Annotated in this window: 20 protein-coding genes and 1 tRNA gene; 7 read left to right on the forward strand and 14 right to left on the reverse strand. The window is 63.3% G+C overall.

The genetic code is table 11. From position 1 onward, the window contains the following. Positions 1-33: 33 nt before the first annotated feature. The 4 genes from dapF to LY632_RS10365 all read left to right on the forward strand — a co-directional run bounded on the left by dapF (position 34) and on the right by LY632_RS10365 (position 3,912). Positions 34-843, forward strand: coding sequence for a diaminopimelate epimerase (gene dapF / locus LY632_RS10350; RefSeq protein ID WP_234091059.1), 810 nt, complete (start codon positions 34-36; stop codon positions 841-843). Further along, entirely contained in the window at positions 840-2,015 is a 1,176-nt protein-coding gene (locus LY632_RS10355) for a MiaB/RimO family radical SAM methylthiotransferase (protein ID WP_234091060.1), read from the forward strand. The genes dapF and LY632_RS10355 overlap by 4 nt, the downstream gene beginning before the upstream one ends. Continuing rightward, complete coding sequence (ftsY, locus tag LY632_RS10360; RefSeq protein WP_370636498.1) at positions 2,012-3,112, forward strand: signal recognition particle-docking protein FtsY; 1,101 nt, start codon at positions 2,012-2,014, stop codon at positions 3,110-3,112. Before LY632_RS10355 ends, ftsY begins: the two co-directional genes overlap by 4 nt. Positions 3,113-3,243: 131 nt before the next feature. Continuing rightward, entirely contained in the window at positions 3,244-3,912 is a 669-nt protein-coding gene (locus LY632_RS10365; protein WP_234091061.1) for an inner membrane-spanning protein YciB, read from the forward strand. On the opposite strand, the gene LY632_RS10370 is transcribed toward LY632_RS10365, so the two are convergent. The 10 genes from LY632_RS10370 to LY632_RS10415 form a co-directional block, all read right to left on the reverse strand. After that, positions 3,909-5,843, reverse strand: a complete 1,935-nt coding sequence (locus LY632_RS10370) for a potassium transporter Kup (protein WP_234091062.1) — start codon at positions 5,841-5,843, stop codon at positions 3,909-3,911. The genes LY632_RS10365 and LY632_RS10370 overlap by 4 nt on opposite strands. A gap of 117 nt (positions 5,844-5,960) precedes the next feature. Further along, positions 5,961-6,659: a cytochrome C biogenesis protein gene (locus LY632_RS10375; RefSeq protein WP_234091063.1), complete on the reverse strand. Its 699-nt coding sequence runs from the start codon at positions 6,657-6,659 to the stop codon at positions 5,961-5,963. Continuing rightward, positions 6,656-7,057, reverse strand: coding sequence for a cytochrome c-type biogenesis protein (locus LY632_RS10380; RefSeq protein WP_234091064.1), 402 nt, complete (start codon positions 7,055-7,057; stop codon positions 6,656-6,658). The genes LY632_RS10375 and LY632_RS10380 overlap by 4 nt, the downstream gene beginning before the upstream one ends. Beyond that, a complete protein-coding gene (locus LY632_RS10385; RefSeq protein ID WP_234091065.1) occupies positions 7,054-7,575 on the reverse strand; it encodes a DsbE family thiol:disulfide interchange protein in 522 nt (173 codons plus the stop codon). The genes LY632_RS10380 and LY632_RS10385 overlap by 4 nt, the downstream gene beginning before the upstream one ends. Further along, on the reverse strand, positions 7,572-9,518 hold the full coding sequence (locus LY632_RS10390) for a heme lyase CcmF/NrfE family subunit (protein WP_234091066.1): 1,947 nt from the start codon (positions 9,516-9,518) through the stop codon (positions 7,572-7,574). Before LY632_RS10390 ends, LY632_RS10385 begins: the two co-directional genes overlap by 4 nt. Continuing rightward, entirely contained in the window at positions 9,515-9,976 is a 462-nt protein-coding gene (gene ccmE, locus LY632_RS10395; protein ID WP_234091067.1) for a cytochrome c maturation protein CcmE, read from the reverse strand. Before ccmE ends, LY632_RS10390 begins: the two co-directional genes overlap by 4 nt. Continuing rightward, entirely contained in the window at positions 9,973-10,116 is a 144-nt protein-coding gene (locus tag LY632_RS10400) for a hypothetical protein (protein WP_234093329.1), read from the reverse strand. Before LY632_RS10400 ends, ccmE begins: the two co-directional genes overlap by 4 nt. Then, positions 10,113-10,835: a heme ABC transporter permease CcmC gene (ccmC, locus tag LY632_RS10405; RefSeq protein WP_234091068.1), complete on the reverse strand. Its 723-nt coding sequence runs from the start codon at positions 10,833-10,835 to the stop codon at positions 10,113-10,115. The genes LY632_RS10400 and ccmC overlap by 4 nt, the downstream gene beginning before the upstream one ends. A 68-nt stretch (positions 10,836-10,903) precedes the next feature. Further along, entirely contained in the window at positions 10,904-11,968 is a 1,065-nt protein-coding gene (locus LY632_RS10410; RefSeq protein WP_234093221.1) for a Glu/Leu/Phe/Val dehydrogenase dimerization domain-containing protein, read from the reverse strand. Between the two features lie 60 nt (positions 11,969-12,028). Continuing rightward, a tRNA-His gene (locus LY632_RS10415) sits at positions 12,029-12,105 on the reverse strand. A 193-nt stretch (positions 12,106-12,298) separates the two neighbouring features. Between LY632_RS10415 and LY632_RS10420 the strand changes: the two genes are divergently transcribed. From LY632_RS10420 to LY632_RS10430, 3 genes are read left to right on the forward strand one after another with little or no spacing between them, the layout of a single operon-like run. Further along, positions 12,299-12,946: a 2OG-Fe(II) oxygenase gene (locus tag LY632_RS10420; RefSeq protein WP_234091069.1), complete on the forward strand. Its 648-nt coding sequence runs from the start codon at positions 12,299-12,301 to the stop codon at positions 12,944-12,946. Then, on the forward strand, positions 12,946-13,260 hold the full coding sequence (locus LY632_RS10425; RefSeq protein ID WP_234091070.1) for a TraR/DksA family transcriptional regulator: 315 nt from the start codon (positions 12,946-12,948) through the stop codon (positions 13,258-13,260). Before LY632_RS10420 ends, LY632_RS10425 begins: the two co-directional genes overlap by 1 nt. After that, positions 13,257-13,796 carry an MOSC domain-containing protein gene (locus tag LY632_RS10430; protein WP_234091071.1) on the forward strand — a complete coding sequence of 180 codons (540 nt, stop codon included), beginning with the start codon at positions 13,257-13,259 and terminating at the stop codon, positions 13,794-13,796. The genes LY632_RS10425 and LY632_RS10430 overlap by 4 nt, the downstream gene beginning before the upstream one ends. Before the next feature lie 66 nt (positions 13,797-13,862). Here LY632_RS10430 and rpmE read toward each other — a convergent pair whose 3' ends face one another. The 4 genes from rpmE to bamA all read right to left on the reverse strand — a co-directional run bounded on the left by rpmE (position 13,863) and on the right by bamA (position 18,284). Then, positions 13,863-14,087: a 50S ribosomal protein L31 gene (gene rpmE, locus LY632_RS10435; protein ID WP_234091072.1), complete on the reverse strand. Its 225-nt coding sequence runs from the start codon at positions 14,085-14,087 to the stop codon at positions 13,863-13,865. 242 nt (positions 14,088-14,329) lie between these two features. Continuing rightward, entirely contained in the window at positions 14,330-14,785 is a 456-nt protein-coding gene (fabZ, locus tag LY632_RS10440; RefSeq protein WP_234091073.1) for a 3-hydroxyacyl-ACP dehydratase FabZ, read from the reverse strand. Positions 14,786-14,811: 26 nt separating this feature from the next. Next, positions 14,812-15,513, reverse strand: a complete 702-nt coding sequence (locus LY632_RS10445; RefSeq protein ID WP_234091074.1) for an OmpH family outer membrane protein — start codon at positions 15,511-15,513, stop codon at positions 14,812-14,814. After that, complete coding sequence (bamA, locus tag LY632_RS10450) at positions 15,513-18,284, reverse strand: outer membrane protein assembly factor BamA (RefSeq protein WP_234091075.1); 2,772 nt, start codon at positions 18,282-18,284, stop codon at positions 15,513-15,515. The genes LY632_RS10445 and bamA overlap by 1 nt, the downstream gene beginning before the upstream one ends. Positions 18,285-18,414 lie beyond the last annotated feature (130 nt).

Here is an 18,414-nt window from a genome sequence, read left to right on the forward strand (position 1 = left end):
ACCTTGCGGCAGCGGGTCCATAGATGCGCAGGGATGCGCGTCCCCTTCACCAAGATGCACGGCCTGGGCAATGATTTCATCATGCTCGACGCCCGAGAGAAGCCGCTTCCGCCAATGTCGGAAGGGATTGCGCGCGCGCTGGCCAATCGCACCACCGGGATCGGCTGTGACCAGCTGATCGTGCTCGAGCCGTCCGATGTCGCTGACTTCCGCATGCGCATTTTCAATGCCGACGGCGGCGAAGTGGAGGCTTGCGGCAACGCCAGTCGCGCTGTCGCGCTGCTGCACGGCAGTGCTGCGAAGGTCGAGACCTCCGGCGGATTAATCGAAGTCGAACCGACCGATGGCGGCGCGAGGGTCGATATGGGCATCCCCCGCTTCGAATGGGAGGCCATCCCTCTCGCCTATGCCATGGACACGCTGAGCATGCCGGTGGCGTGGGGCGAGCTGGAGAACCCGGCGGCGGTCAATGTCGGCAACCCGCATGTGGTGTTCTTCGTGCCCGATGCCGACGCCGTCCCGCTCGACATGATGGGTCCGGGGATCGAGACCGACCCGTTGTTCCCGGACCGAATCAACGTCAACGTCGCCAGCATTACCGGCAAGGATTCGATCAAGCTCGACGTCTGGGAACGCGGGGTCGGCCTGACCCGTGCCTGCGGTACCGGTGCCTGTGCCACTGCCATCGCCGCAATGCGCCGCCGCCTGACTGGGCGCAAGGTGGCGGTCACCCTGCCCGGCGGCACGCTGACCATCGAATGGGACGCGAATGGGCGGATCATCATGACCGGTCCTGCGACCGAAAGCTTCCGCGGCAGCTTCGACTGGGGCGACTACGCGTGAAGGCGGAAGTGATTTCGCTCGGCTGCCGACTGAACATCGCGGAAAGCGAGCAGATTCGTACGTTACTGGCGAACGAGAGCGATGTGGTGGTGGTCAACAGCTGTGCCGTCACCAGCGCGGCTGTGCGCCAGACACGGCAGGCGATTCGCCAGGCTCGCCGCGCCCGGCCCGACGCACGCCTGCTGGTCACGGGCTGTGCGGCCGAGATCGAGCGCGAGGCCCTCGCCGCCATGCCTGAGGTTGACGGCCTCATTGCCAACACCGCCAAGCTCGATCCGCGCGCCTGGAATGTGCCGGCACAGCCGCTGCCGGTGCGCAGCGAGAAACACACCCGTGCTTTCATCGCGGTGCAGAACGGCTGCGACCATGCCTGCACCTTCTGCGTCATCCCGCAAGGCCGCGGTGACAGCCGCTCGCTCACGGTGGCGCAGGTCCTGCACGAGGTCGAACGGCATCTGGACCTCGGCGCTAAGGAGGTGGTCCTGACCGGCGTCGATGTGACCAGCTGGGGCCATGACTTGGCGGCGTTGCCAAAGCTTGGCGAGCTCGTCCGGCAGGTGCTCGATACCTTCCCCCAACTCGCCCGCCTGCGGATGTCCTCGCTCGACGGGATCGAGGTTGATGGCGACCTGTTCGAGCTGTTCGCCCACCACCCGCGCGTGATGCCGCATATCCACCTCTCGCTGCAGCACGGGCACGACCTGATCCTCAAGCGCATGAAGCGTCGCCATAGCCGCGCCGATGCGGTGGAGCTGGTCAGCCGCCTGAAGGAAGCCCGGCCCGAAATCGCTATCGGCGGGGACCTCATCGCCGGTTTCCCGACCGAGACCCATGTGCACCATACCGCAAACCTCTCCATAATCGAGGAACTCGAGATCGTTCACGGCCACATCTTCCCCTATTCGCCCCGCCCCGGCACGCCTGCCGCGCGCATGCCGCAGGTCGATGGGAGGGCAATCCGCGCCCGCGCCGCTGACTTGCGAGCCTGTGTCGCCCGGATGCGCCAGCGTTGGCTCGAACAACAGGTGGGCAAACCGCAGGTGATCCTCGCCGAAGCCGATGGTTGCGGCTATTCGGAAAGCTACGCCCGTGTCGCTGCACCTGCGGGCACGCCAACTGGAAGCATTGTGACCGTTACTCCCTCCCAACTCGACAAGGGCCTGTTGATATGAGCTGGACAGAGCGCCTGTTCGGCGGCTTCCGCAAGACTTCCGAGCGGCTGAGCGAAAACCTTGCCGTTGCGGTCAGCTCTGCCGAGCCGGTGCCCGTAGAAGAACTCGCACCCGAACCTGACCAGCAGCCCGAACCCGCCGCCGAGCCCGAACAGGCTGCCGCTCCACCGGCACCGGCTCCCGCTCCAACCCCGGCTCCGCTCCCGGCGCAAACGCCCGACCCCCGACCTTCGATGGTCGCCAAAGTCGCAACCACCATGCGCACGGCGCGGCTCGACGATGCCACGCTCGACCATGTCGAAGACGCGCTGATCATGTCGGACCTCGGCCCCGCAGCTGCTGCCCGCATCCGCACCAAGCTGATGGAAAAGCGGTTCGGCCTGCAAATCAGCGAGCGCGAGCTCAAGGAAGCGGTGGCTGACGAGATCGCTGCCATTCTGCGGCCCGTGGCGAAACCGCTCGAGATCACCGCCTTCCCTCGCCCGCAAGTGATCCTGGTCATCGGGGTCAATGGCAGCGGCAAGACCACCACCATCGCCAAGCTGGCGCACTGGCTGAAGGAAGACGACTATGCTGTGATGCTGGCAGCCGGAGACACCTTCCGCGCCGCCGCCATCGCCCAGCTCGCGACCTGGGCCGACCGGCTCGGCGTGCCGATCGTCAAGGGCCCGCAGGGCGGCGACCCGGCCAGCATCGTCTTCGACGGAGTAAAGGCCGGGACCGATCGCGGCACCGATGCGCTGATCGTCGACACGGCCGGACGCCTGCAGAACAAGCGCGAGCTGATGGACGAGCTAGCCAAGATCCGCAAAGTCCTCGGCCGTCTCAACCCGGAGGCGCCGCATGATGTAATCCTGGTGCTCGATGCGACCAATGGCCAGAACGCGCTGAGCCAGATCGACGTGTTCAAGGAAGTAGCCGGGGTTACCGGACTGATCATGACCAAGCTCGATGGCACCGCGCGCGGCGGCGTGCTGGTCGCAGCGGCCGAGCAGTACGGTCTGCCGATCCATGCCATTGGAGTCGGCGAGAAGATCGACGATTTGCGTCCATTCGATCCGGACCTTGTCGCCAAGGTAATTGCGGGGATAGCTTAGTCACCGGCATCCTCCTCGTCATTGCGAGGAGCCGAAGGCGACGCGGCAATCCATGGTGCCGCGCTCACCGACACCACTGGTCCATGGATTGCCGCGCGGCTGCGCCGCTCGCAACGACGGTTTGAGAGAATATGAGCGAAGCAACAGACACGGCGAAATCCTCGGAGAAACCCAGACCGTCAGGCTGGCTCAATGTCGCGGTCGACTATGGCCCGCTGCTGGTGTTCTTCCTCGCCTACAGATACTTCTCGCCCGCCGAGAGCGATGCGATCGGCGAAGTGACAGCGATCATCAAGAGCACGCTGGCCTTCATGGTCGCCTCCGTGATCGCGCTGCTGTTCTCGAAGTTCAAGCTCGGCAAGGTCTCGCCGATGCTGTGGTTTTCCACTGCCCTCATCGTCGGATTTGGCGCGCTGACAGTATTCTTCGGTGACGAGACCTTCGTCCAGATCAAGCCGACGATCATCTATGTCGTTATGGGCGGCGCGCTGCTGATCGGCTGGATGCGCGGCAAGTCGCTGCTCAAGATCTTGCTCGACGCTGCCTTCGAAGGATTGAACGACGAAGGCTGGCTCAAGCTGAGCCGCAACTGGGGCGTGTTCTTTTTCGCGCTGGCAGGCCTCAACGAATTCCTGCGCTGGTACCTCGACTTCGGCGATTGGCTGGCGGCCAAACTGTGGGTGTTCCTGCCGCTGACTTTCCTGTTCACCTTCACCCAGATCCCGATGCTGCTGAAGCACGGACTGGCGATCGAGGACACCGACGAGGTGGTGAAGGACGAGCCGCCGACTGCGGGCTAAATCTTCAACTGGCTCCCCAACTCCACCACCCGGTTGGTCGGCAGGTTGAAGAACTCCATGGCCGTTGTCGCATTGCGCAGCATCCAGGCGAAAATCTTCTCGCGCCAGACCGGCATTCCGGGCTTGTCTCCGGGAAGCAGGGTCTGGCGGCTGAGGAAGAAGCTGGTCTGCATCATGTCGAACTTGCCGCCGCAAGCCTCCATCTGCTTGAGGCCTTCGGGCACGTTGGTCTCCTCCATGAAGCCATAGTGCAGCACGGCGCGATAGATGCCCTGCCCGACCTCAGAGATCTCGCAGCGCTTCGCCGGATCGACATAGGGCTCTTCGGCGATATCGACCGTCAGGATCACCACCCGCTCGTGCAGCACCTTGTTGTGCTTGATGTTGTGCAGCAGGGCGGAAGGAACGCCGGCCGTGCTGGCCGCCATGAAGATCGCTGTGCCGGGCACACGTACTGCGCTGTTATTGGCGGATTTGGCGAAGATCTCGATCGGCAGCGCAACCTCGCTCATCCGGTCACGCATCAGCTTGCGCCCGCGCGCCCAAGTTGTGAGCAGGGTAAAGATCACCAGGCCGACCACCAGAGGGAACCAGCCACCGTCGGGCACCTTGATCAGGTTCGCACCAAGATAGGCCATGTCGACGATGATGAAGACAGCCACCAGCGGCAACGCCTTCCACAGCGGCCAGCGCCACAGCGAAATGAGCACAGCCGCCAGCAGGATAGTGTCGATGAACATCGCTCCGGTGACGGCGATACCATAGGCGGCGGCGAGGTTGCTCGAGGACTGGAACATCAGCACCAGTGCGATCACCATCACCATCAGGCCCCAGTTGATGACCGGGATATAGATCTGGCCGGCGGTCGAGGCGCTGGTGTGCTTGATCCGCATGCGCGGGATGAAGCCCAGCTGGATCGCCTGCTGGGTCAGCGAAAACGCGCCCGAGATTACTGCCTGGCTGGCAATGATCGTCGCCGCCAGCGCCAGGAACACCACCGGAATGCGCACCGCATCGGGGATCATCAGGAAGAACGGATCCTTGATCAGCGCGTAAGCGTCCGTTTCCGGCGACAGCACCATGGCGCCCTGACCCATGTAATTGATCATCAGGCAAGGCAGTACGATCGCGATCCAGCTGAGCCCGATCGGCTTGCGCCCGAAGTGGCCCATATCGGCATAAAGCGCCTCTGCGCCCGTCACGGCCAGCACTACGCTGCCCATGGCGACGAAGGCGCGAAAGCCATCGGTCATGAAGAATGTCAGCGCGTTGAGCGGGTTAAGCGTCTGGAGGATGATCCCAGGCATCTCGACAATATACATGCTGCCCAGCGCTGCCAGCGTGGCGAAGTAGAGCAGCATGATCGGACCGAACAGTCGTCCGACCTTCTCCGTTCCTCGCGACTGCAGCGCGAACAATGCGAACAGGATCGCAACCGCCAGCGGCACGATATAGGGTTTGATGCCCGGGCTGACGTATTGCAGGCCCTCTGTCGCTGACAGCACCGACATGGCCGGGGTGATCATCGAATCGCCGTAGAACAGCGCGGTGGCGAATACGCCGAGCAGCACCAGCGGCGCGGTCCATTGCGCCCCGCGCGAGCGGCGGTTGATCAGCGCGAGCAGCGCCAGGCTGCCCCCTTCACCCCGGTTGTCGGCCCGCATGATGGTCATCACGTATTTGAACGTCACCACCATCATCATCGACCAGAACACCAGGCTCAGCACGCCATGGATGTGGACCGGATCGACCTGAATGCCGGGAACGTCGCCGTGCGAGGCAAAGGTTTCGCGGAATGCATAAAGCGGGCTGGTGCCGATGTCGCCGAAGACCACGCCGATCGCACCGAGCGCCAGCTTGGCAGTGCCGCTTTTGCGATGATGCCCGGCAGCTTCGGGGACAAATTCTGTAGGAGGCGAGGGTTCGCTCATAATACCGGTGTTTCCAACCCTATGGCTGACGGTGCACAGCGCGCTTGGCGCAGCTGGCTTCTCCCGCACCAGTTGCGAGGCGCGCGATTAGCAGGGGTGCAAAGGGCATGCAACAAATCACTCTTGCGGCGCTGGTGGTGCCGAAGCTCCGGCCTGTCGCCCCCCTTGCTGACCCAGCTGCTGCTGCGCCGCCATTGCGTCGACCAGCCGGTCCAGCCCCAGCACGCGCTCCGCGACGAACTCGCGCCCCTCAGCGCCGTCATTCGATTGCTGGAGCCCCTCGACCCACAGCGCCCGCGCCTGCGGCAGGTCACCGCTGCGTAGCGCGTTGACCCCCTCGAAAAAGGCAGGGCCAGGATTGCCGGGCAGCTTGGCTCGCGCCTGGATCATCGCGTACTCGGCTGGCTTGGTCACACGACCCCCGGCATGCTCGACCAACGCAATCCCCAGCGCCAGCCATGCCTCGCCATCGTCGGGGTTCTTCGCCACCGTGCCCTGCAACAGCCGCGCAGCACGCCCAAAATCGCCCTGCCGCGCGAAGCCATCGGCAAAGATCACGAACTTGCTCGGCACGTTCGATGGCGAGAAGAATTCGCGCCGGCCATCGACCAGCCCGACATTGCCCTCAGGCTCGTCGCCGGCGGTCCTTGCAGGTGCCGAGGGGTAGCCGGGCGATCCCTGCCAGGCATAACCAGCCAGGCCGAATACGACCACTGCGGCGAGCAGGGTCCAGAGGCTGCGCTGCTGGCGCAGCATCAACATGCCTGCACCGAGCGCCGCCAGCCCGACAAAGGCTACTCCGAACCAGCCACTCATTGCCGCCGCATCCTGTGCCAGAACAGCCCCAGCGCCGCGAGCAGCAGCAGGACGGGAATCGCGAACAGCGGCCATGTCTGCGCGTTCATTACCGGTTCGTAGCTGATGTAGTCGCCATAGCGCTCGATCATCCACGCGCGGATCGCCTCCGGGTCCTCGCCCGCCGCGATGCGGCTGCGGACCTGGTGGCGCATGTCGCCGGCGATGGCGGCGTCGCTGTCATGGATCGATTGCGACTGGCAGGTGAGGCAGCGCAACGTCGCCATCAGCTCCAGTGCCTCGGCCTCCTGCGCCGGGTCTTCCAGCTGGGTATTGGCATAGGGCGCCTGCGGCATCTGGTCCTGCGCCAGCGCTGGGGCTGCCAGCAATGCCAGCGCGATGAGCAAGGCGCGAATCACTTCGCCTTCTCCAGCTCGGCAAGCAATGTCTCGACGTCGCGCTCCATTACCGGGCCGATATGCTGGTAGCGGATAATACCCTCCCCATCGACCACGAAGGTTTCCGGCACCCCGCCCGCGCCAATGGCGACATGCAGCTGCGAATAGTCATCGCGCACGATCCGGCTGTAAGGGTTGCCGTAACGCTCGAGGAAGATCGCCATGTTCTCCGGCTTGTCCTTCAGCGCCACGCCGACGATGTCGGCGCCGCGTTCCTTCAGGACTTCCAGGAGCGGTGCCTCGGCGATGCAGGGCGCGCACCAGCTGGCCCAGACATTGAGCAGCTTGGGCTGGCCATCGCGGAAAATGGCGTTGGTGGCCATCTGGCCGTCAGGATCGGCGAGTTCGAACGCCGGGACCGGCTTGCCGATCATGGCGCTGCGAACGTTTTCATCCTTTGGCTGGGTCAGCTGGTAGGCAGCAACCCCGACGAAGAAAAGAAACAGGGCCAGCGGCACCCAGATCATCAGCTTCTTCATGCCACACCTTCCCGTCCTCTGCGGATGGCAATCTGGCGCATAACCTCGCGTTTGCGCAGGTGCCCGATGACATGGCCAAGCATGGCCAGCACCCCGCCAAGCGCGATCAGCAGCCCCCCATACCAGATCATCGTCACAAACGGCTTCCACCACAGCCGCAACTGCCAGCGGCCATCCTCGGTCGCATCGCCGAGCACTGCGTAAAGCTGGCCGTTCCAGCGAGTCTCCAGCGCAGCTTCGGTCGTATCCTGCACCGGATCGGTAAAGGTCCGCGCCTGGGGTTTGAGCACATGCACCGCGCCGCCATTGCTGAGCGAGAGACTTGCCTCCAACGCGGTCCAGTTAGGGCCCGCGGTTGGCGTGACGCTGTCGAGAGTCACGATCCAGTCACCGACGACAGTCTTCTCTCCCGGGCTGAGCGCAGCAAGCTTTTCACGTGTGAAAGCCGCCTCGCTCGCCATTCCGAACAGGGACACAGCAACGCCAAAATGTGCCAGCACCATGCCCCAGGTCGGCAGCGGCAACCGGCGCAGGTTGCGCCCGACCAGCGGCTGCAGGCTGGCCACGGCCAGCGCAGCGGCCAGTGCCAGACCGAGGGTCGGCAGGACACCATGCCCGCCCAGCAATCCGCCGAGGACGAGCGCAGCAACCAGAACGGCAGCAGTGAGCGCGACAGGCCTTGTCACCCGGCCGAGACAGTCCTTCCGCCAGCGCAGCAGTGGCCCGACGCACAGCACCAGCACCAGGGGAACGAAGAACACCGCGCTGACAGGATTGAAATATGGTGGCCCGACCGAAACCCGCGTACCCATTGCCTCGGTCAGCAAAGGATACAGCGTGCCGAGCAGCACCACACCGAGGATCGCGCTGAGCATGACATTGTTGAACACCAGCGCACTCTCGCGGCTCGCCATGGAGAAACGTTCGCCCTCGGCAATGCTGCCCGAACGGAGCGCAAACAGGGTCAGCGAACCACCAATATAGATCGCCAGCAAGATAAGTATGAAAAAGCCCCGCTCGGGATCGACCGCGAAAGCGTGGACGCTCGTCAACACGCCGGAGCGCACAAGGAAGGTGCCGAGCATGCTCATCGAGAAGGCGATGACGCCAAGCATCACCGTCCAGGTCCGCAATGCGTCGCGATTGGCCAGCACGCTCACCGAATGCAGCAGCGCGGTTGCCGCCAGCCATGGCATAAGCGAGGCGTTCTCGACCGGATCCCAGAACCAGTATCCACCCCAGCCGAGTTCGTAATAGGCCCAGTAGGATCCCGCCGTAATGCCGATCGTCAGGAACACCCACGCGGCGAGCACCCACACTCGCATCGCGCGGGCGAAGTCGGGCGTCACCTGTTTGGTCACCAGCGCGCCGACCACGAAGCTGAAGGCCACCGAAAGCCCGACATAGCCGATGTAGAGCGTCGGCGGATGGAACGCCAAGCCGATGTCTTGCAACAACGGGTTGAGCCCCGCCCCGGTCAGCGCCGGCGACGGCAGTCGCTCGAACGGATTCGAGGCAAAAAGCAGGAAAGCAAAGAAGCCCAGCGCAACGAAGCCCTGCGCCGCCAGCGTTGCCTGCATGGTCTTTTCAGGCAGGCGCTTCTCCAGCCAGGCAATCGCCGCACCGGCCAGAGCCATCACTGTAACCCACAGCAGCATCGAGCCTTCGTGGTTTCCCCATGCCCCGCTGAGCTTGTAGATCAGCGGCTTGTCGGCATGGGAGTTGGCGGCGACCAGCTTGACCGACAGATCGGTGGTCGCGAATATCCACAGCAGGCAAGCGAAGGCGATGGCGAGCATCAGTCCCTGCAGCATGGCGAGCGGACGGGTCAGATGGCCGACTTCTGCCCCTTCCTCGCGGAGTGCCAGCGCACCGCACAGCAATTGGGCAAGGCTCAGCGCAGCAGCGATCCAGAGCGCGGCAAGACCGGTTTCTGCAATCACGAGGCCGGGGTTTCCTCGAGCGTCGCTGGCGTCTGGTGCCCCTGCATGTCCTGCAATTCGCGCGGGACATAGTTCTCGTCATGCTTGGCGAGGAGGTTGTGGGCGACAAATGTGCCGTTGGCCTGATACTTGCCCTCTGCAACCACGCCAGACCCCTCGACGAATAGGTCGGGCAGGATCCCGGAATAGCGCACCGGCACGGTTGCCTCGCCATCCCCGACCACAAATGCCACAGTGACCCCGTCAGACTGGGTCTTGATGGAACCCAGCTGCACCATGCCGCCCAGCCGTACGGCCTGCGAGGGTGCCGGTTTCTCGACGGTAATCTGGCTCGGCGTATAGAAATAGTTCGCCTGGTTGCGCAGCGCCCATGCCGCCAGCAGCCCTGCGCCGAGCAGCGCAATCAGCGCGATCACGACCAGCACGAGCCGCTGGTGCTTGGCCTTGAGTCCGCTCATTTGCCTCTCACCCTATCCCGTCGCGCCTCGGCACGCTTCATAGCGATCCAGCTCCAGACTACGGTTGCCAGCGTGCCAGCAATGCCCAGCGCATAGGCCGCGATCACGAAGTCCCACTGATCCAGTGCCTCACGCATCATGCGGCCTCCATCGCTCTGCGGCGCAGCCGCGCTTCGGCCTGGATGTCGGCCAGCAGCGCCCGCATCCGTGCCAGCACCACACCGCCGAAGATCAAGGAGAAGCCTATGGTGGCGATTAGCAGGGGCCACAGGAATTCAGGCGCGATGGCGCTCTTGCCCATGGTGATCGATGGCGGCTGATGGAGCGAGTTCCACCACACCACGCTGCGGTTGATGATCGGGATGTTGATCGCGCCTACCAGCCCGAAGATGGCCGGGATGCGCGACGATGCGCCTTCACGCTCGCTCGCCTGCGCCAGCGCGAGGTAGGCGGCGTAGAGGAACAGCAACACCAGCATGCTGGTCAGCCGCCCGTCCCACACCCACCAGGTGCCCCAGGTCGGGCGCCCCCAGATCGATCCGGTGGCAAGACAGATGGCGGTAAAGACCATTCCGGGCACTGCCGCCGCGCGCGCCGCAATGGCCGCGAGCGGATGGCGCCAGACGAGGAACACAAGGCTCGAAATCGCAATCGCTGTCCAGCCGCCCATGCCGAGCCATGCGGCCGGGACATGCAGATAGAGGATGCGAACAGTCTCGCCCATCAGCCGGTCGGGTGAGACCTGCGTCAGCCCCCACCACAGCGCGCCGCCGGTCACCAACAAACCGCTCACGAGCAGCAGCGGAGTCAGCCAGCTGGCAAGCGACAGGAACCGTTTGGGATTGGCGAAAGCGTGCATCTGGATAGGCCTGCGGGGCCTCTACCCCGCCCGCTCGCCGCCCGCAAGCAGGACCGGAGGCGGTATCGTCAACGCCCGATCAGCTGCTGCGCCATCCGGTCGGCAACGACATCCGATGACACGCCGCTGCGCTCGCTTTCCTGCCAGATCTGGACCAGTCGCTCGGGGATCTGGGCGATGCGTTTGCGCACCTCGTTGATCCCGCCGGCGTTGCCCGACTGGCGGTCGAGATACTCCTGCGCCACGCTGATGATGCCGCCAGCGTTGATGACATAGTCGGGTGCGTAAAGGATGCCGCGCGCCGCCAGCATCTCGCCATGTTTGGCGCGGGCAAGCTGGTTGTTGGCGCCACCTGCCACGATCGGGCAGTCGAGCCGGGCGATGCCCTCGTCATCGAGTATCGCGCCGAGTGCGTTGGGGCTGAAGACGTCGCAAGCCACGCTCATGATGGCATCAGGAGCAACCGCATTGCCGCCTAGTTCCTGCGCCAGAATGGCAGCACGCTGCTCGCTGATATCCGCAAGGGTCAGTCTGGCCCCGTCCTTGGCCAGCAGGCGAGCCACCCCGCTGCCGACGCTGCCGGTGCCCTGCAGCGCAACATGGACTCGCGCAACGCTGTCCTTGCCGAGATTGTGCTTCACAGCGGCCTTGATGCCGAGATAAATGCCCATCGCGGTGAAAGGGCCGGGATCGCCGCCCGCCGCGCCTTCGCCCGCGACGGGAAGCCCGGAAACATGGCTCGTGCGCTGCGAGACCGCGACCATGTCAGCCTCGCTGATGCCGACGTCTTCAGCTGTCACATAACGCCCGCCCAGCGCCTCGACGGCATCACCGAAGGCAGCGAGCATTTCCGGCGTCTTGGTCTTGTCCGAATCGGCGAGGATAACCGCCTTGCCGCCGCCCATAGGCAGGCCGGCCATGGCGTTCTTGTAGCTCATTCCACGGCTGAGGCGCAGCGCATCGCGCATCGCCGCCTTCGGCTCGGCATAATGCCAGAACCGGGTGCCGCCCGCTCCGGGACCAAGATGGGTCGAATGCAGCGCGATAATCGCGGTCAGGCCACTGCTGCGGTCGTGCACGAGCTGCACCAGCTCGTGATCGTCGTAATCCGCTTCGGTCCAGAAAGCCGTCATCGCGTTCATTGTCCCCTGCCCCTGATATGGGTGGAAATGACTGTGCAAGACGGGGAGAAATGGGGCGATCGAGGGGTCTCGAACCCCCGACCTCCGGTACCACAAACCGGCGCTCTAACCAACTGAGCTACGATCGCCACATGCCCCGAACAAGCCGTGTAAGGCGGGGCTGTTACGCCGTTCCGGACACCCGTCAAGGCCACCCGAACGCGGGGGCGAGCCTGTTGCACAGAGCGGCTTTGATGTGAAGCGAAAAGTGCATTTACAAGGGACGAGCGCAAGATTCTTTCGCGGGCTTGCGGCAAGCATCGAAGAGGCTAGAGGAACTGCATGCTTCCCGCAGGCGAATCTTCTGCCGAACGCTTGGCGCAGTATGGCGGCGTCCAGCATCTGCCATACGACAAGCTCGAACTGTTCCAGCGCAAGGAGTTCCTGCCGCCCGAACTCTGCGCACAATTGATTGAACTGATCGAGGTGAACCGTCGCCCCTCGACCCTCGCCGATCACAATGGCGACCAGTATTTCCGCACCAGCGAGACCTGCGATCTCGATGCCAACGAACCGGCGGTGCAGCGGCTGGAAGAGCTGCTCCTTGCCTTGAACGGGATCGACCCTTCCCATGGCGAACCGGTGCAGGGCCAGCGCTATGACGTGGGGCAGGAGTTCAAGGCCCATGTCGACTGGTTCAATCCGCACGGACAGGACTGGCAAAAGTATTGCGCCGTCTCGGGCCAGCGGACCTGGACCTTCATGATCTATCTCAACGATGTCGAGGCCGGCGGCGCGACGCGGTTCAAGGTGCCGAAGAAGAACTTCCAGCCGGAAACCGGGAAGCTGCTGTGCTGGAACAATCGCCGGCTCGATTTGACTGGCGACAAGGTCGGCAACGTCAACACCATGCATCACGGCATGAAGGTGCGCAAAGGCGTGAAATATGTGATAACCAAGTGGTATCGCGAAAAGCCGTGGGGATGGTGATGACCGATTTTGCCGAGTTCGAAACCCAGCTGAAAGCCCGCCTTGCCGACCTGCTCGAACGGGCCAATGTGATCGAGGACGATCTGCGCCACCCGCTCGACGCCGATTCGAACGAACAGGCGCAGGATCTGGCCGATGATGAAGCGCTCATGGGGGTCGATGCCGTGCTGCGTGACGAGATCCAGCAGATCCGCTTCGCCCTCGCCCGCATCACCAACGGCACCTATGGCACCTGCGCCAATTGCGGTGAGCCCATTGGCGAAGCGCGGCTGAAAGCGCGGCCGATCGCGACACGTTGCATCAACTGCGCGTGACTCCACGCATCGTCGCGGTTTGTCGTTCCGGCAAGCACCGCTTTTCGAAGCAGCCGTGTAGCGACATCCACGTGATTGCGGGCCTTGGCGTCGAGGGAGATGCCCACGCCGGGGCGCACGTGCAGCATCTGTCCCGCGTACGCGCCGATCCAACACAGCCAAACTTGCGACAGGTTCACCTGATCCACCAGGAATTGTTCGCGGAACTGGCCACGAAGGGGTTTGATCTGCGCCCTGGCGATCTCGGCGAGAACATCACCACACTCGGCATCGACCTGCTCGGACTATCGCGCGATAGCATGCTGCATCTCGGTGGCGAGGTTGTCCTGCGTGTCACGGGACTGCGCAACCCTTGCGCTCAGATCGATGCCTTTGCGCCGGGGCTGCTCCGTGAAGTAGCGTTCAAGACCTCCCAAGGCATCATCCGGAAAGCTGGCATCATGGCAATTGTCGAGCGGGGTGGTCTGTTGAAGCCCGGCGACCTCATAACCGTTGAACAACCGGCTGGTCCGCACATCGCGCTTGAACGCGTGTGAAACGAAAAAGGCGGCCCCGTCGGACCGCCCTTCCCTCGCAGCTTTCGCTGCAAACTGGTGAAGCGCTTACTTCTTCAGGCTGAGCCCGCCGAAACGCTTGTTGAACTGGGCCACGCGGCCGCCTTCCTGGATCTGCTGCTTGCCGCCGGTCCATGCCGGGTGGCTGGTCGGATCGATTTCAAGCGCAAGCGTGTCGCCTTCCTTGCCCCAGGTCGAACGGGTCTGGAATTCGGTGCCATCGGTCATCTTGACCGTGATGGTGTGATAGTCGGGGTGCCCTTCGGCCTTCATGATCTTGGTCCTTCGTAGCTTGTGCCCGGTACCGACCGGGCGCGCTGTGTTCGGAAAGGCGCGCCCTTAGCGGCCTCTCCAATGAATTGCAACAACGGTCAGCGACTAGCTGACCGCAAGGCCGGAAGCGAAGTCGAAGACGCAGCTGTCCAAAGGACACCTGCAAGGCCACCCGCAGCGATTGGGCCGACAGGCCCCTTGAGCGAGGATTTCGCGCGCCGGATGGCGTGCGGAAAAACAAATTACGCAGGCGGGTCGGCGATCATGGCGGTGAATTCCGCCTCGCTTGTCGTCACCCCTTCGACGCTTGCCGTGCCCCTGAACTTGTACACCCGGCTGCGCTTCTGCGTGAACTCGACTTCGAGATCGAGCAGGCAACCAGGCGTCACCGGCTTGCGGAACTTGGCGTTCTCGATGCCCATGAAGAATACCAGCTTGCCGGTGCCGGCCAGCTCGAGCGTTTCGATGCCGAGGATTGCCGCAGCCTGTGCCATAGCCTCGATCTGCAGCACGCCGGGCATGATCGGCGCGCCGGGGAAATGGCCCTGGAAGAACTCCTCGTTCATGGTCACGGCTTTCACCGCATGGATGCGCTCGCCCTTGGTCATCGACTTGACCCGGTCGACCAGGAGCAGCGGATAGCGGTGCGGCAATGCCTTCAGCACCCGCTGGATGTCGTAAGCGCCGGAATCGCTCATGTCCGCTGCCCCTGTCGCCTTATCGCTTAGCGGCCGCTCGGCTGCTCGGCCGGTTGGGCCGGTTGGGCCGGCTGACCCTGCGCCTGTGCAGCGCGGGCAGCCTGCTGTGCAGCAGCGATGATCATCTGCTGGATCGTCTGGTGAATTTCCACCACGTCGCGGCGCGGCTGGTAGTTCGACGGCGGCGTGGTCGTCACGGCCGGCACCAGCGTGTTGAGCGCGGTGAGGATGTCGCCCGTCACATCGACCCCTTCCGAGGCATACTGGAACGCCTCGGGCGTCAGCATGATCTGGATGTTCTTGGCCTGGATGACCTGCGACTGCGCGGCGCCATAACGTTCCAGCAGCTGTTCGAGCACATAGTACTGGGCGAGGACGATCGGCAGCGAAAGCTGGTCGATCTGGTTTTCCTTGGCTTCGTACTGCTGCCACAGAGCCGGTTGGGCGTCAGCCTCGGCCTGCGTAACATTGCGGTCGCCATTGGTGTCGAGCCCCTGCGACAGGGTGTTGAGTTCACCGCGCAGCGTGCTGATCTGCTGGATCTGCGTCGCGAAAGCGGTATTGATCGCACTGTAGGCGCTGATACGCGCCTGCGACTGCAGCAGCACGGCCTCTGGGGCACTGGTGGCAATCCCGGCGACCTGCGCCTGCGCCGGCACTGCCATGGCGCCAGCGGTGGCGACGGCAAGGGCAACTGCGGCGAGCGAGTTCTTGAGTACGGATTTCATTAGAATTGCGTTCCTACATTGAAGCTGAAGAGTTTGGTGTCATCGCCCGGCTGCTTCCTGAGGGCGTAGGCGAAGTCGATCCGGAACGGACCGAACGGCGAATTCCAGTCGACCCCGATCCCGACCGAAATACGCGGCGCAGGACTATCGCCCAGAAAAACTTCCTGGAAAGGCGCGATATTGCTGACCAGCGGATCGTTGTTGGCGCTGGCGAGGCAAGCTGGCGGATTGGGGTTGATCGGGTTCGTGACGGTTGTGATCGAGCCTGGTGCGGTGCCCGGCGTACACACCGGCGTACCGCCGCCTGGCGGGGTCACCAGCGTGGCGTTGTTGATCTGGGTATAGAGTGCCTGCCCATCGGCATTGCGGATCGGGATATCGATGCCGTCGGGGAACGGGCTGCTGTTGAGCAATGGCGTGGTGACATTGAACAGCGCGCCTACATCCATAAAGATTGACGGACGCAAACCAAGGTCGGCCGCCCCGCTGCCCAAAGGAATCTGCAATTCCGCCCGGGCAAGGTAGTAGGCATTTCCACCCAGCGCATCGTCCGAGATACGTTGACGGTCGGTCACCGCAATGAACTTGGTCGGATCGGTGCTGTCGGGATCATCGATCAGCGGCTGGCGCAGCACGCGCGGGCCAATGCCGCGAATGTCGAACCCGCGGATCTGCGGCTCACCGAGGAAGAACCGGTCGTTGAGGCGAACATCGTCAACCCCTGCCCCGCCACGGTCGGACAGCCCCTTGATGTAGCCGCCTTCGGCCGAAAGCGAGAACACGAAATTGCCCAGAACCTGCCAGAACTTCTTGGCGCTGGCGCGGGCCTTGACGTATTTCACGTCGCCTCCCAGCCCGGCAAAGTCCACTCCGAAGGTCACTTGCTCGCCGCGGCTCGGACGATAACGGCTATTGAGCGTGTCGTAGATGAAGTTCGCACCCAGGATAGAGCTGGTGCGCTTGCCGATCACGTCGCACAGATAGCGGCCCGCGAGCAGCGGTTCGCAGGTCCGCACACCGTCGCCATCGAAGTCGGCAAAATAGGTGTTCTGGTCGAGCGAGATATCGTCGAAGTTCAGCGTATAGCTGCCCACCAGCGAGAGATACTCGCTGAGCGGCACGCCGACCCGGAGGGAGCCACCAGTCGTGGTCTGCTCGAAAGTGTTGTTGCGGCTCGACCCGATATAGTTGAAGCTGTTGAGGTCGCGGCGATAGATATCGGCCCCGAGCGAAATATTGCGGTCGAATACATAGGGCTCGACGAAACTGAGGTTGGCCGAACGCGAATAGCGCGACCATTGCACTCCGGCGCCAACCGTCTGGCCGCGACCGCGAAAGTTCTTCTGCTGGATCGACGCAGCCAGCAGGAAGCTCTCGATCGACGAAAAACCGGCCGACAGCTGCAGCTGCCCGGTTGGCTGTTCCTCGACATTCGCCTCGAGTATGATGCGGTCGGGATCGTTCGTTTCCTTCTGCTCGATCTCGAACTGTTCCTGGAAATAGCCCAGCGAATTGATGCGGTTGGTCGAACGCTTGACCGCAAGGCTGTTGAACGCGTCGCCTTCGGCAATACGCATTTCGCGGCGGATGACCTTGTCCTGCGTCAGCGTGTTGCCGTTGACGTCGACCCGCTCGACATAGACGCGCGGCGCTTCGCTCAACACCAGCGTCACGTCCATCGTGCGTTTGTCCTGGTTGCGGGTGAACTGGGGACGGACGTCGGCGAAGGCATAGCCGAAAGTACCGGCCAGCTCGGTCAGCTGTTCGGAAATGTCCTCGATCGTCTTGGCGTTGTACCAGGCGTCCTGCTCGATCTTGAGCTGCGAAGTCATGGTATCGCTGTCGAAGTCGCGCAGGTTGGACTGCACCTTCACGTCACCGAACTTGTAGCGCTCGCCCTCCTCGACGACGTAAGTGATGATGAAGTCCTGCTTGTCCGGGGTAAGCTCGGCCACGGCCGAGACAACGCGGAAATCGACATAACCTTCGGTGAGGTAGAATTCGCGCAGCTTCTGCTGGTCGAAGGCCAGCCGGTCCGGGTCATAGGAGGTATTGCCGCTGAGGAAGTTCTTCAGCCGCGCTTCCTTCGTGACCATCTCGCCCTTGAGCTTGCCGTCGGAGAACACATCGTTGCCGATGATGTTGATCTGGCGGACCTTGGACTTGGGGCCTTCGTTGATCTCGAACACCAGGTCGACGCGGTTCTGGCTCAGCTGCACGGTCTTGGGCTCGACCGTAGCGGCAAAGCGGCCCTGGCGCTTGTAGAGCTCGATAATGCGGGCGACGTCGGCGCGAACCTTGGAACGGGTGAATATCTGGCGCGGGGCGAGCTTGATCTCGGGCGCGATCTTGTCTTCCTTGAGGCGCTTGTTGCCTTCGAGGATGATGCGGTTGATAACCGGGTTTTCGGTTACCTCGATGATCACATTGCCATTGTCGTTGCGGATTGTCGCGTTGGCGAACAATTCGGTGGCGTAAAGATCCTTGAGCGCCTGGTCGGCGTCGATCTGGGTGTAGACCTGGCCAGGACGCAGGCGGATGTAGGTCAGGATGGTATCAGGCTCGAGCCGCTGGGCGCCCTGCACCGAAATGGTCTGGATGACTTCGCCGGGTGCCACTTGCGGTGCGGGCTGGGCCATGCTGGTTGCCGCCCCGCCGTCTTGCGCCATTGCCGAAACCGGCACACCGGCAAGAATGGTCCCTGAAAGAAGGGCGAAGGCCCACTGCGGCTTGCCGCGCGAGAGAGTGCGCGAAACAGGGGTAGAACCCATATCGGTGCCGTTCATTGCGGAAATTGTCCCGTCCAGTTTCTGTCCCGGCCCGGATCCTCACCTGCGAGATAACGCATCGGATGCCGGATCACTTGATCCGCCGCCCTGTGCCCGATGCGTCGCCCCCAAT

The organism is Erythrobacter sp. SDW2 (assembly GCF_021431965.1).
Classification (GTDB): domain Bacteria; phylum Pseudomonadota; class Alphaproteobacteria; order Sphingomonadales; family Sphingomonadaceae; genus Parerythrobacter.

What these genes read in the sequence shown, in the direction of transcription:
- LY632_RS10370 (WP_234091062.1), bottom strand. Translation starts at nt 5,843, where the DNA reads ATGAGCGAACCCTCGCCTCCTACAGAATTTGTCCCCGAAGCTGCCGGG.
- LY632_RS10365 (WP_234091061.1), top strand. Translation starts at nt 3,244, where the DNA reads ATGAGCGAAGCAACAGACACGGCGAAATCCTCGGAGAAACCCAGACCG.
- LY632_RS10425 (WP_234091070.1), top strand. Translation starts at nt 12,946, where the DNA reads ATGACCGATTTTGCCGAGTTCGAAACCCAGCTGAAAGCCCGCCTTGCC.
- LY632_RS10400 (WP_234093329.1), bottom strand. Translation starts at nt 10,116, where the DNA reads ATGATGCGTGAGGCACTGGATCAGTGGGACTTCGTGATCGCGGCCTAT.
- ftsY (WP_370636498.1), top strand. Translation starts at nt 2,012, where the DNA reads ATGAGCTGGACAGAGCGCCTGTTCGGCGGCTTCCGCAAGACTTCCGAG.
- bamA (WP_234091075.1), bottom strand. Translation starts at nt 18,284, where the DNA reads ATGGGTTCTACCCCTGTTTCGCGCACTCTCTCGCGCGGCAAGCCGCAG.
- ccmE (WP_234091067.1), bottom strand. Translation starts at nt 9,976, where the DNA reads ATGAGCGGACTCAAGGCCAAGCACCAGCGGCTCGTGCTGGTCGTGATC.
- fabZ (WP_234091073.1), bottom strand. Translation starts at nt 14,785, where the DNA reads ATGAGCGATTCCGGCGCTTACGACATCCAGCGGGTGCTGAAGGCATTG.
- ccmC (WP_234091068.1), bottom strand. Translation starts at nt 10,835, where the DNA reads ATGCACGCTTTCGCCAATCCCAAACGGTTCCTGTCGCTTGCCAGCTGG.
- rpmE (WP_234091072.1), bottom strand. Translation starts at nt 14,087, where the DNA reads ATGAAGGCCGAAGGGCACCCCGACTATCACACCATCACGGTCAAGATG.
- LY632_RS10385 (WP_234091065.1), bottom strand. Translation starts at nt 7,575, where the DNA reads ATGAAGAAGCTGATGATCTGGGTGCCGCTGGCCCTGTTTCTTTTCTTC.
- dapF (WP_234091059.1), top strand. Translation starts at nt 34, where the DNA reads ATGCGCGTCCCCTTCACCAAGATGCACGGCCTGGGCAATGATTTCATC.
- LY632_RS10410 (WP_234093221.1), bottom strand. Translation starts at nt 11,968, where the DNA reads ATGACGGCTTTCTGGACCGAAGCGGATTACGACGATCACGAGCTGGTG.
- LY632_RS10445 (WP_234091074.1), bottom strand. Translation starts at nt 15,513, where the DNA reads ATGAAATCCGTACTCAAGAACTCGCTCGCCGCAGTTGCCCTTGCCGTC.
- LY632_RS10375 (WP_234091063.1), bottom strand. Translation starts at nt 6,659, where the DNA reads ATGAGTGGCTGGTTCGGAGTAGCCTTTGTCGGGCTGGCGGCGCTCGGT.
- LY632_RS10420 (WP_234091069.1), top strand. Translation starts at nt 12,299, where the DNA reads ATGCTTCCCGCAGGCGAATCTTCTGCCGAACGCTTGGCGCAGTATGGC.